Source organism: Acidovorax sp. GW821-FHT10A04 (assembly GCF_059415825.1).
This window is the reverse complement of the sequence record NZ_JBWKNZ010000010.1, coordinates 208,351-220,481: the sequence shown is the minus strand read 5'-3', so window position 1 is coordinate 220,481 and position 12,131 is coordinate 208,351. Positions and strand designations below refer to the sequence as shown.

12 protein-coding genes are annotated in these 12,131 nt (G+C 68.2%); 6 read left to right on the top strand and 6 right to left on the bottom strand.

What is annotated here, in order from left to right; genetic code table 11:
* Positions 1-3: 3 nt before the first annotated feature.
* The 3 genes from AC07PF_RS21385 to AC07PF_RS21375 are packed head-to-tail and all read left to right on the top strand — an operon-like array spanning position 4 to position 2,968.
* Positions 4-330 (top strand): circadian clock KaiB family protein, encoded by a 327-nt coding sequence (locus tag AC07PF_RS21385; protein ID WP_007857158.1) that lies wholly within the window; start codon positions 4-6, stop codon positions 328-330.
* Positions 331-335: 5 nt separating this feature from the next.
* Positions 336-671: a circadian clock KaiB family protein gene (locus tag AC07PF_RS21380; RefSeq protein WP_494613187.1), complete on the top strand. Its 336-nt coding sequence runs from the start codon at positions 336-338 to the stop codon at positions 669-671.
* Positions 668-2,968, top strand: a complete 2,301-nt coding sequence (locus AC07PF_RS21375) for an ATP-binding protein (RefSeq protein WP_494613186.1) — start codon at positions 668-670, stop codon at positions 2,966-2,968. Before AC07PF_RS21380 ends, AC07PF_RS21375 begins: the two co-directional genes overlap by 4 nt.
* A gap of 54 nt (positions 2,969-3,022) precedes the next feature.
* On the opposite strand, the gene AC07PF_RS21370 is transcribed toward AC07PF_RS21375, so the two are convergent.
* The 5 genes from AC07PF_RS21370 to AC07PF_RS21350 form a co-directional block, all read right to left on the bottom strand.
* Positions 3,023-3,460 carry a hypothetical protein gene (locus AC07PF_RS21370; RefSeq protein ID WP_494613185.1) on the bottom strand — a complete coding sequence of 146 codons (438 nt, stop codon included), beginning with the start codon at positions 3,458-3,460 and terminating at the stop codon, positions 3,023-3,025.
* A gap of 134 nt (positions 3,461-3,594) precedes the next feature.
* On the bottom strand, positions 3,595-6,003 hold the full coding sequence (locus AC07PF_RS21365; protein WP_494608025.1) for a catalase: 2,409 nt from the start codon (positions 6,001-6,003) through the stop codon (positions 3,595-3,597).
* A gap of 220 nt (positions 6,004-6,223) precedes the next feature.
* Positions 6,224-6,469 carry a hypothetical protein gene (locus tag AC07PF_RS21360; RefSeq protein ID WP_494608023.1) on the bottom strand — a complete coding sequence of 82 codons (246 nt, stop codon included), beginning with the start codon at positions 6,467-6,469 and terminating at the stop codon, positions 6,224-6,226.
* A gap of 15 nt (positions 6,470-6,484) precedes the next feature.
* Entirely contained in the window at positions 6,485-7,165 is a 681-nt protein-coding gene (locus tag AC07PF_RS21355) for a glycosyltransferase family 2 protein (RefSeq protein WP_494613184.1), read from the bottom strand.
* A gap of 49 nt (positions 7,166-7,214) precedes the next feature.
* Complete coding sequence (locus AC07PF_RS21350; RefSeq protein ID WP_007857165.1) at positions 7,215-7,472, bottom strand: hypothetical protein; 258 nt, start codon at positions 7,470-7,472, stop codon at positions 7,215-7,217.
* 222 nt (positions 7,473-7,694) lie between these two features.
* Here AC07PF_RS21350 and AC07PF_RS21345 point away from each other — a divergent pair, with 222 nt between their 5' ends.
* Genes AC07PF_RS21345 through AC07PF_RS21335 form a run of 3 tightly spaced genes read left to right on the top strand, consistent with a single transcriptional unit; the run spans position 7,695 to position 10,167 of the window.
* A complete protein-coding gene (locus tag AC07PF_RS21345) occupies positions 7,695-8,759 on the top strand; it encodes an acyl-CoA dehydrogenase family protein (protein ID WP_494613183.1) in 1,065 nt (354 codons plus the stop codon).
* A complete protein-coding gene (locus AC07PF_RS21340) occupies positions 8,747-9,553 on the top strand; it encodes a PIG-L deacetylase family protein (RefSeq protein WP_494613182.1) in 807 nt (268 codons plus the stop codon). Before AC07PF_RS21345 ends, AC07PF_RS21340 begins: the two co-directional genes overlap by 13 nt.
* Positions 9,550-10,167, top strand: a complete 618-nt coding sequence (locus AC07PF_RS21335) for a class I SAM-dependent methyltransferase (protein WP_494613181.1) — start codon at positions 9,550-9,552, stop codon at positions 10,165-10,167. Before AC07PF_RS21340 ends, AC07PF_RS21335 begins: the two co-directional genes overlap by 4 nt.
* 12 nt (positions 10,168-10,179) lie before the next feature.
* Here the strand turns inward: AC07PF_RS21335 and AC07PF_RS21330 are convergent, their stop codons facing one another.
* Positions 10,180-12,129, bottom strand: coding sequence for a hybrid sensor histidine kinase/response regulator (locus AC07PF_RS21330; RefSeq protein ID WP_007857169.1), 1,950 nt, complete (start codon positions 12,127-12,129; stop codon positions 10,180-10,182).
* Positions 12,130-12,131: the final 2 nt, after the last annotated feature.

The window sequence follows — 12,131 nt, the reverse complement described above, 5'->3', positions numbered from 1 at the left end:
TCCATGGCAACAATCACCCCCCTGCGCGAAAAGGCATCCGCCACTTCCGCCAAGCCCGAATGGCAGCTCAGGCTGTACGTGGCCGGCTCCACGCCCCGCTCCGCCGCCGCGCTGGAGAACCTCAAGCGCCTGTGCGAGACGCACCTGGCGGGCCGCTACAGCATCGAGGTAGTGGATCTGCTGGTCAACCCGCAGCTGGCGGCCGGCGACCAGATCCTGGCCGTGCCGACGCTGGTGCGCAAGTTCCCCGAGCCGATCCGCAAGATCATCGGTGACCTGTCGAACGAGGAGCGCGTGCTCGTCGGGCTGGACGTGAAGCCCCTCGTCTGAACCCCATGACCGAAACCCGCCGTGTTGCGCACCGCGATCAGCCAGCCGAGGTTTCGCCCCTCAACGACTACCGGCTGTATGTGAGCATGGCCTCGCCCATATCATTGCGTGCCATCGCCAACGCGCGCCGTATCCTGCAGGAGGCCTATCCCGGCGCGCACCAACTCACGGTGTTGAACATCGCCGAGAACGTGGATGCGGCGCGGGCCGACCAGATCATCGTGTCGCCCACCCTGCTGCGCCTGGCGCCGCTGCCGCAGCGCCGCTTTATCGGTGACCTGTCGGACCTGGGCCGCTTGCGCAAGGCCTTCGGCCTGCTGCCATCGCCGGGGGCCGCATGACGGCGGACGCATTCGAACCGAGCCTGGGCAGCGAGGGCGACCTCACCGCCGAGAACGCCACCCTCCGGTTGCGGCTGCAGGAGCTGGAGGAAACGCTGCACGCCATCCACACCGGCGACGTCGATGCGCTTGTGGTGAACAACGCCATCTATACCCTGGAGAGTGCGCACGCGGCCACTGACCAGTTGCGCCAGGACGTGCTGGGCCAGATGGAGGACGCCGTCTTCGCCTTCGACCAGGACGGGCTGGTGATGTACGTCAACACCGCCGCGGAGCGGCTCTACGGCGTGCAGTCCTCCGACGTGCTGGGCCAGCCCCGGCAGTTCATCTTCACCGAGATGCCCGGCAGCGGCGGGGAGGACGCCGCTGTGAGCGCCCCCGGCGCCCCCCTGGCCACGTTGGGCACCGTGCACCGCGTGAACGATGGCCGGCTGATCGACGTCGAGGCCGTGGTCTCGCCCCTGCTCGGCCCGCTGGGCCGGCCCCTGGGCTCGCTGGCCGTGGTGCGCGACGTCACCCAGCGCCGGCGCGCCGAGCATTGGCGCAACCTGCTGGCGCGCCTGCCCGAGCGGCTGCGCGAGGTGGGCGAGCTGCCGGCCATCGCCGCCGAAGGCGCGCGCCTGCTGGGCGAAGCACTGCGCGTGGACCGGGCCTGCTACGGCAGCATCGACGCCACGGGCGAGCTGTGCACCATCGACCAGGACTGGAGCGGCCATGGCCTGGCCACGCTGGCTGGCACCTGGCGCGTGAAGGACCTCGCCTCCTTCTCCGATGTGCTGCGGCGCGGTGACCCCCTGGTGGTGGCCGACAGCGCAGCCGACCCCGCCCGCTACCCCCGGGGAACGCTAGATACCCAGGGGGTGGGAGCCCTGCTGAGCGTGCCGCTGATCGAGCAGGGCCAGCTCGTGGCCATCCTCTTGCTGCACTACGGCGGCACGCGCCAGTGGACACTGGAGGAAGTCGACTTCGTGCACGAGTTCGCCGAGCGCATCCGGTCGGTTTCCGAACGCGTGCGCAGTGCCAACGCCCTGGCACTCAGCGAAGCACGGCTGCGCGATGTGAACGAGAATCTCGAAGCCGCCGTGGCGGCGCGCACGGGCGAGCTGATGGCCGTGGAAGAGGCACTGCGCCAGTCACAGAAGATGGAGGCGGTGGGCCAGCTCACGGGCGGCATAGCCCACGACTTCAACAACCTGCTGGGCGCGGTGAGTGCCAGCCTGCAGGTGCTCAAGGTGCGCATGCGCCAGGGCAAGCTCGACCAGGCAGAGCGCTACATCGCCATGGGCCAGGACTCGGTCAAGCGCGCAGCGGCGCTGACCCAGCGACTCCTGGCCTTTGCCCGGCGCCAGACACTGGACCCCAAGGCCACCGACCTGAACCGCCTGGTGGCCGGGCTCGAAGAGCTGGTGCGCCGCTCGGTCGGGCCGGACGTGCAGGTCGAATGCACGGCGGCCGAGGCCCTGTGGACCACCCGCGTGGACCCCTCGCAACTCGAGAACTCGCTGCTCAACCTGTGCATCAACGCGCGCGACGCCATGCTGCCCGGCGGCGGGCGCCTGGCCATCGCCACTACCAACATCGCGGCCACGGACGGTATGGTGCGCAGCCAGGGCCTGCCGGTGGCCGACTATGTGTGCCTGTCCGTCACCGACACCGGCTCGGGCATGCCGGCCGAGCTCATCGAGCAGATCTTCGACCCCTTCTTCACCACCAAGCCCACGGGCCAGGGCACGGGCCTGGGCCTGTCGATGGTGTATGGCTTCGTGCGCCAGTCGGGTGGCCACGTGCGCGTGCAATCCGAGGTGGGCGTGGGCACCACCATGCGCCTGTACCTGCCACGCCACGACGGTCAGGTGCTGGAAGACGCGGCGGAAAGCCCCGCCGACAGCGTGCAGCAGGGCGATGGCGAAACCATCCTGGTGGTGGAGGACGAAAGCACCATTCGCACCCTGACGGTGGAGGTGCTCAAGGACGCCGGCTACGTGGTGGTAGAGGCCCACGACGGCCCCAGCGCCCTGCGCACCCTGGCTTCCATGCGCCGCGTGGACCTGCTGCTCACCGACGTGGGCCTGCCCGGCGGGCTCAACGGCCGCCAGGTGGCGGACGCGGCGCGGCAGGACCGGCCGCAGCTCAAGGTGCTGTTCATCACCGGCTTTGCCCAGAACGCTGCCGTGGGCAATGGCCTGCTCAATGCGGGCATGGAAGTCATGACCAAGCCCTTCGAGCTCACGGCCCTGGCCAGGAAGGTGCGCGACATGATGGATGGCCAGACCGACCGTACCCGGGCCGCACGCTGACCCTGGCCCGTACCTGGCGGTGGTCCTGCCAGTACCGGCTGGGTTGGAAGAAGGTTAGGTCAGGAACGTCGCATCGTTGGCAATGGCGTTGCAGTAACCGTCGCCCCCCATCCGGAAATACAGGGGCGAGGCATGGACGATGGCCAGGAAGGCCCCGAACAGATGCGCCGGCAGCGTGAGCGTGCCGATCGCCTCGCGAGATGTAATGCTGAAGCTGGGCGCCGGCAGATCGGTTGCCAGAGAAAAGCCGATCAGCAAAGAGGTATGGGTCTGCCCCGCCTTGTTGCCCGTCAGCTCGATGGAGCCGACACAACGCTCCACCGTGTAGACCCCGTTGGAGCAGGCTTCATGGCCTGCGTGCGCGGCCACGCGAAACGCCCTGGCCTTGATAATGCCGCCCACTTGCCAGTCGGTCGAGAGATCGACCGGCGCGAAGGGATGGGTTTTTCCTCGGGGTCGGGAATGGGGAAGAAATTCTTGCATGGTGAACAACAGGGCATGCAGGCATACCGCTAATTTGGGTTGACGCATCCGGCCATGCCGGTATGCGCGGATTTCTTCCAGTGCCTTGTGGCCACACCGGGCCGCAAAGCTGCGAACGAATGGCCTGCGGGTTGGGCCTGGCCTCACACAGCAGGAGGATCGGTCTCCCGCTCAGGATGGCGATGGCGGGCAATGCCCTGGATGAAGGCCCCGAAGTCCGCTGGCGTGGAACCCAGGAACAGCCCGGGATCGGGATCTCCCGAAGGCAGCGTCGACGGGATCTGGGCCTTGAGCATCAAGGCCGAGGACGCGGGCATGACCAGGATGGTCTTGCAATGCCGGTGCTGGTCCTTGAGGAACTCCATCGTGTGGCCGTCGGTCGCCAGCATCCGCACACCCTCTTCCCCATCGGGCAGCGCCAGCGCATCGAACAGGAAGCCCGGTTCGTTCTCCAGCGATGCATCCGCGTCGATGGCCACTTGGTCGGCCGTCTTCACCGGACCAATGCGGGGCGCCACGAAGCGCGGCACGGCGCCCTGCGCAAACAGGGCCGCGTGCAGTTCCACGGCGCTCTGACCGACGATGCCATCGGCCACCAGGATGGCAATCTTTCGCCCCTGGATGCTGCCGTCGCCAGGGCGTGCAAGCAGTGACAGTGCGGGCGAAGCTGCCACCTCGGGCTTGGGCGGCTTGGCCAGGGCCCGGGGCATGGCGTCCGGCAAGGCCGCCATGCCGATGCCGGTGGCGACCTGCCGGGCCAGGTCATCCGACACGTTGCGCAGCGAGGAGACCATGCGCTCGCGGATCGCGGGCACCGTGACCTTGCTCAGCTCGAAGCGGAAGGCGGCGGCGATGTGGGCCTGCTCTACCGCGGTCTGGCTGTCGAAGAACAGGGTGGCCTGGGTGTAATGGTCGGCAAACTTCTCGGGCTTGGCACGCACCTTGCCCTGGGCTTCCTTGGCCTCGATGCGGGCGGGCACGGAGACGAAGCCCTGCGCTGCCCCGGCCTGGAACGGGCAACCACCCCCTAGCGAGTTCGGCTCGTACGCAACCTTGCCGCGGTGGATGGCCTGGCGGTGCATGCCGTCGCGCTGGTTGTTGTGCACCGGGGCGATGGGCGAGTTGATGGGCAGCTCGTGGAAGTTGGGTCCGCCCAGGCGCGAGATCTGCGTGTCCACATACGAGTGGATGCGCCCTGCCAACAGGGGGTCGTTGGAGAAGTCGATGCCCGGCACCACGTGCGCGGTGCAGAAGGCCACCTGCTCGGTCTCTGCAAAAAAGTTGTCGGGGTTGCGGTTGAGCACCATGCGGCCGATGGGGCGGATGGGCACCAGCTCCTCGGGGATCAGCTTGGTGGCATCCAGGATGTCGAAGCTGAACGCGTCGCCCTGCTCTTCCGTGAACACCTGCACGCCGAGTTCGAACTCGGGGTAGGCGCCGCCCTCGATGCGCTCCCACAGGTCGCGGCGATGGTAATCCGGATCGGCGCCGGAAATCTTCACCGCCTCGTCCCACACCAGCGAATGGGTGCCGGCCTTGGGAGTCCAATGGAACTTGACGAACACCGACTCGCCCGCCGCATTCACGAAGCGGAAGCTGTGCACACCGAAGCCCTGCATGGTGGCGTAGCTGCGTGGAATGCCGCGGTCGGACATCACCCACATCAGCATGTGGGTGGACTCGGGCATGAGCGAGACGAAATCCCAGAAGGTGTCGTGCGCGCTGGCGGCCTGCGGCATCTGGTGGTGCGGCTCGGGCTTGACGGCATGCACCAGGTCCGGAAATTTCATCGCATCCTGGATGAAGAACACGGGCATGTTGTTGCCCACCAGGTCCCAGTTGCCTTCGTCGGTGTAGAACTTGACAGCAAAGCCGCGCACGTCGCGCGCCGTGTCCTTGGAGCCGCGTTCGCCCTGCACGGTGGAAAAGCGCACGAACACCGGGGTGACCTTGCCGGCCTCCTTGAACGGAGCGGCGCGCGTGAGGTCGGTCAGGGGTTTGTAGCATTCGAAGAAGCCATGGGCACCGGAGCCCCGGGCGTGCACGATGCGTTCGGGAATACGCTCATGGTCGAAGTGCGTGATCTTCTCGCGCAGGATGAAGTCCTCGAGCAGCACCGGGCCGCGCTCGCCGTACTTGAGCGAGTTCTGGTTGTCGGCGATGGGCACGCCCTGGTTGGTGGTGAGCACTTGGCCGGCGGAATCGACACGCACGCGGTCCAGCGGCGCGATGGTGGCGTTCACGCCTTCTGGCGCCACCGTGCCGGTCTTGGCGCTGCTGTTTTCCTCGGAGACAGTGCTGCCCGATGGCAGGCGCGAAGCCGGCTCGGCAGTGGCGCCCTGCGCGGGGTTCACGCCGTTGGCAAAGCCGTGCTCGCCGGCCTTGTTGGGGTTGTAGGGCCTGGCGGCGACAAGGTCGTTGGTCTGTATCGCCCTGGCGGACAGCGCATCGACAGCGCCCGCCATGGCAGAGGGTGCACTGTCGGTATTTCTGGCGGGCGCAGCATCTGCGCTTTTCTTGCCGGCCTTGGCGCTCTTGGGGTCTTGGATCATGGGGAACCTTGCTTCAGGTGATGGAAAATTGGCGAGAAGCTTCAGGGTAGGCGCATGGCCTCACGAAGATGTAGGACACACGCTGCAGTTGGCCTGACCGCATGGCTGCATGCACACCGCTGGCGGGCTGTCGACCATGTGCAGCATGGCTTACCGACGATTGCGGGGCGCCGGACTGCGACGACAGACGAGCGCCTGTCCTACGACGGCAATGGGCAGCTCAACTGTCTGAAGCGTCTTCCGTCTTGAAGAGGCCGCGGATGTTCATGGCCGCCAGGCAGACTTGCAGTGCGATCAATGCAATCGCATGGGAGTGCACGCCCCACGCCACCCACAGCAGGTTGCTGCCCAGAAACACCCAGAATCCTGCGTTGCGGCGCCGGGACTCCTTGGAGCCCACCAGCCACGCAGCCAGCACCGAGGCGGCGAAGGCCGGCCACTGTATCCAGTCAAGCCAGTCGTTCATGGGGCAGGTCTTTCGTCACCCAAGCAGGGCAGGCAGCGCCGTCAGCGTGGTCCCCAGCTGCAGCAGCGTGGCGCCAAAGCCGGCTGGCGCACGGAACTGCTTGCGCGCACTGGTCGTCACGCGGGTGGCAGAGGTCCAGGCGATGGACAGACCGCGTTCCTGCAGCCGATGCACCAGGGCCACGTCCTCCCCCGTGGCCAGGGGCTCGAAGCCGCCGACCTCGCTGTAGGCCTGCGCTGTGAGCCCCAGGTTGGCACCGTGGATGTGCCGGTGACCGTCGCGGTCCTGGTAGAGCGCATCGAACTGCGCGCGCACGGCATCGCCATGCGTGTCCCAGTCGCGCACCTGCACGGTGCCGCACACGGCATCGGCCTGCTGGCACAACTGCTGCGCAATCCAGTTGGGGGCCACCTCGCTGTCGGCATCGGTGAAGGCCAGCCAGCGCGCACCGGCCGCCAGTGCCAGATGCGCGCCAATGGCCCGTGCCGTGCCGACGTTGCGAGCCTGGCAGTCCACGGTGCGCGCGCCCAGTGCGGCAGCAATGCCCTGGGTGCCATCGCTGCAATCGTCCAGGACCACGATCAGCAGCACGGCTTCGCCCATCAGATCGGGGCAGGCCGAGGCGGCCGCCAGCGAACGCAGGCAGGCCCCGATGTGGGCCTCTTCATTGTGGGCCGGGACGATGACGGCAATCATGTGCGGGCCCCGCCCGGCGCTTGTCGTAGAGCGTGTGCGGCGGCCGGCTTCATTCCGAGGACTCTGACGACGACGCGGCCGTGACCAGGGTCGCCTTGGCTGCCGGCTGCACCTGTGCCTGCACCGCACCGGCCGTGGTGGGCCAGAACCCGGGATCCATGCTATTGGCCAGCACCAGCGCCAGCACCACCAGGGCCCCCGCCACTTCGGCGTACAGAAGGCCACGGCTTTCCCATGGCGAAACGGGCTGCGGGAATTCGCCGGCAGGGCGGCGGACGGAGGTGGCGGGCGGGGGCTGGATGGTCACGGCATGCTCCTTGTCAGGTGGGTGGCTGAAAGTAACCTTTGGCCTGCGCCGGGCTTGTCAGACAGCATCCTCAAGCGTTGTCATGCACGCAAAAAATGGGCCTTGCAGCCTGCGGTCCCGTGCTTGGGCACCTGTCCCACAACGCAGGCCGCCACGGGCCGACCAGGCACCGCGCGCACTGCCGCGACAGTGGTGGGATCGAACCATACAAGGGCCGAGCGCATGCCAGTTTCCCCCAACCGCCAGGCCACCATCCCCCGCCCGCCCACCACGACCCATGCACTGGCCGCTGCCTTGCCCGGCATGGCCACCTTGCCGATTGCAGCCCAGCTGCGGCACTTGGCAGGCCAGGGCCTGGCCCACCTGCCGCAGCCCGGCACGGGCAGCACCCTGCAGCGCTGGCAGGCCCTGAGCCGCGTGGCGCAGCACAGCCTGGCCCTGGCCAAGCTGTATGAAGGGCACACCGATGCACTGGCCATCCTGCACGAGCTGGGCGCTGACCGCAGCCGTGCAGGAGAAACCTGGGCCATGTGGGCTGCCGAGGCGCCCGGTCAGCGGGTGCAGGTTCAGCCACAGGGCGGCAACAGACAGGCCACGTTGTCCGGCACCAAGGCCTGGTGCTCGGGCGCGCAGGGCGTCAGCCACGCGCTGCTGACCGCATGGCTGCCCGGGGAGGACCAGAGCCAGCTCGTCGCCGTGGACCTCAGCCACCCCAGCATCCGCATGGACACCGGCACCTGGCAGGCCGTGGGCATGGCCGACACCTTGAGTGCGGAAGTCTCTTTCGACGGCACGCCCGCCGTGCTGGTCGGCGAACCCGGTGACTACCTGCACCGGCCCGGCTTCTGGCACGGGGGCGCCGGCATTGCGGCCTGCTGGTACGGCGGTACGCTGGCGGTGGCCGATGCGCTCTACCGCGGCATGCGCGGCATGCCGGCCGAGCACCCAGGCCATGCCTACCGCGCCGCAGCCTTCGGCAAGGTGGACCGCGTGCTCGCGGGCGTGGCCGCGCTGCTGCACGGCAGCGCCGACTGGATCGATGCGCACCCGCATGCGGACGCCATGGCGGTGGCCATGCGCGTGCGCCAGGCGGCCGAAGCCGGGGCCCGCTGCGTGCAGGAAGAAACCGGCCGCGCACTGGGGGCCACACCCTACTGCCGCGATGCGGCGTTTGCACGTGCCGCGGCCGACCTGCCGGTCTTCATCCGCCAAAGCCACGGGGACCGCGACGACGCAGCCCTGGCCCGCGCCGTGCTGGCGCAAGAGGACTACCCATGGGCGCTGTGAACCACCCCGCCCCGGTGCAGGACCTGGCCCACGCCACCCGCTTCATCAGCGCGCCGCGCGTGGACGCGCGGTTCTGGCAGTCCTGGCTCTGCGAGGAAGGCATAGAGCGCGTGCCCGCCAATGCGCTCGTGGGCAAATGGCAGCGCCTGGTGGTGGTGGCGCCGCACCCCGACGACGAGATCCTGGCCTGTGGTGCCCTGCTCCACTCCCATGTGGCGCAGGGCGGCACCTGCCTGGTGGTGGCGGTGACCGATGGCGAAGCCAGCCATGCCGACGCGGCAGGGCACGATGCACAGGCCCTCGCCCGGGCACGCCAGCAGGAAAGCGCTGCGGGTCTGCAGCGCCTAGCGGTACCGGCGCAGGCCGTGACCCGTCTGGGCCTGCCCGATGGCAAGCTGCTGCACCGCGCCGAGGAACTTCAGGCGCAGTTGGCGGAGCTGATCCACCCGTCGGACGTGGTGCTGACCACCTGGCGGCTCGACGGGCATCCCGACCACGAGGCCTGTGGCCGCGCCTGCGCGCAGGCCTGCCAGGCCAACGGCGCCACGCTCATCGAGGCGCCGGTGTGGATGTGGCACTGGGCCGAACCCTGGGACCCGCAGGTGGACTGGACCCGCCTGACCGGCGTGGGCATCGACGCCGACACCCTCGCGCGCAAGCTCCACGCGCTGGCCGCGCACCGCTCGCAGCTCACGCCCCGCTCGCCCATCCTGCCCCCGGTGCTGGACGCCGCGCTCATCGAGCGTGCCGGCTGGGATGCCGAATACTTCTTTACCAGCAGGCAACCACCATGATCGCCAAGGCCCCGCAAAACCTGTTCGACCCGCTGTTCGCCCGTGGCCCCGACCCCTGGCACTTCGAGGGCAGCTGGTACGAGGCGCGCAAGCGCGACCTGCTGCTGGCCAGCCTGCCGCGCCCGCGCTATGCATCGGTGTTCGAGCCCGGCTGTGCGGGCGGCTTCGTCTCCGAGCAGCTGGCGCAGCGCTGCGACCGGCTGCTGGCCTGGGACGGCTCCCGGCGGGCGGTGGCCTACGCGGCCGACCGGTTGAAACCCCATGCGCACGCCGAAGCCGCGCACGGCTGGGTGCCGGACCAATGGCCCGACGGCCACTTCGACCTCATCGTGCTCGGAGAACTGCTGTACTACCTGACGGAGCGCGACATCGAGCGCCTGGCGCAGCGCTGCCGCACCACGCTGCTCGCCAGCGGACCCGAGGCCACGGTGGTTGCCTGCCACTGGCTGCACCCGTTCGAGGGTTTTCCGCTGGGCTGCGCGCGCGTGCATGCCATCCTGCACGAGCAGCTGCAGATTCCGCGGGTGGCGCAGTGGCACGATGCAGACTTTGGACTGGAGCTGTGGTCCGCCGATCCGCAAAGCACGGCCCAGCGGGAAGGGCGCAGGGACTGAGCCAGCCGGCGTTCAGGCCAGCGCCTGCAGCAGCAGGTGCGGCTGCAGCGGCTTGCCCAGGTGCTGGTCGAAGCCTGCGGCGAGCGCACGGTCACGGTCCTGCGGGCGGGCAAAGGCCGTGAGAGCGATGGCGCGCAGCCGCGGTCGTCCCGCAGCCGCCTCCATCTCGCGCACCTTGGCGATCAGGTCGTAGCCATCGCGGCCCGGCAGGCCGATGTCGCTCACGAACAGATCGGGCCACGCCATCTCGAACTGGGCAATGGCGGTCTCGTAGCTATCGGCCACGCGCACGCTGGCACCCTCGTCGGTGAGCACGATGCTGAGCATCTCGCTGGTATCGGCGTTGTCGTCCACGACAAGGATGTCCTTGCCCTGCAGCAGGCGCACTTCGCGGGCCTGCGGAATGGCCTGCACGTCGCCGTCGCTCGCCGGCGCCTCCTCGTAGGCGACCAGCAGGCGCGCCGTCATTGCCGTACCCTTGCCGGCCCCCGCGCTGCTGGCCGAAATGGTGCCCCCGTGCAGGTCGACCAGGTGCTTGACGATGGACAGGCCCAGCCCCAGACCGCCGTGGGCGCGGTTTCCCGGCGCGCCGCTTTGCGTGAAGCGCTGGAACAGATAGGGCAGAAATCCCACCTCTATGCCTGCACCGTGGTCCTGCACAACGAGGATCAGTTCATCTGCCTCCCGCCGCAGGCGCAATTGGACCGTACCGCCTTTTTCCGAGAACTTGATGGCATTGGTCACCAGGTTCCACACGATCTGCTGGAAGCGTGTGATATCGAGCCAGGCAGGCTCGTCCGTATCGTCACAAGCCACTTCGAGGGTGATGTTCCTGGCCAACGCCAGGTCGCGCAATGCATCGAGCGAGATGCGCACGAGTTCCACCGGGTTGGCCCACTCGCGGTGCAGGCGCAGCTTGCCCGATGCGATGCGCGAGACGTCAAGGATGTCGGAGATGATGCGCCCCTGCGCCTTGGCACCGCGCTCGATGGCATCGATGCCTCGCGCCAGCGTGTCGGCGTTGGTGTTCGGGCGCTTGAGCATGTGCACCCACCCGGTGATCAGCGTGAGCGGGGTGCGCAACTCGTGCGAGAGCACGGCCACGAAGTCGTCCTTGGTGCGGCTGTGCCGCTCCGCCAGAACGCGCGCTGCCTGTTCGCGCTCGAGCAGCTCCTCGCGTCGGCGTTCGAAGTCGATGCGCTCTGACAGGTCGGACGCAATGCCGATGCGGATGCCCCGCTCCACATGGTTGGACATGCTCCATTCGAGCAGCATCTCCTGCCCATCGCCGCGGATCAGCGGAAATTCGCCCTGCCAGTTGGCGTCGGCAGGGCTCAGCATGCGGCCCTGCACGAAATCCTTCCAGGCCTCGGGCGCGAACGAGGTCACTGCCAGCCCGACCAGTTCAGCGCGGCTGCGCTGAAACAGCACTTCGGCGGCGGGATTCACGTCGGCGAAACAGCCTGCCGAATCGACCAGCATCATGGCCACAGGGGCCTGGTCATAGATGGCACGAAAGCGGATTTCACTGCGGCGCAGATCCTCTTCCGCAGTGCGTGCGCGTATCAGCGCCTGCAGCGTGGCCACCATCAGCGGCGGCTCGGCGGGATGCACCATGTAGGCGTCTGCGCCGGCATTGAGCCCCGCTACCTTGTGCTCGCTTTGCATGTAGGTGGCGGACAGGTGGATGATGGGCGTGAACTCGGTGCGCGCATCCGCGCGCAGAACCCGGCACACCTCGAAGCCATCCATGTCCGGCAGGTGCACGTCCAGCACCACGGCCGAGACGTTGAGCTTGGCCGCTTCGATGGCTGCGCTGCCCGTCGCGGCCTCTTCCGTCTGGAAACCCGCGGCGCGGATGACGCGCGCTGTGGCATACCGGGTTACCGGATTGTCGTCAACCACCAGCACGGTGTGCCGGCTGCGGTCGATCGTGGGAAGGATGATGGCGGGGTTGGTCATGG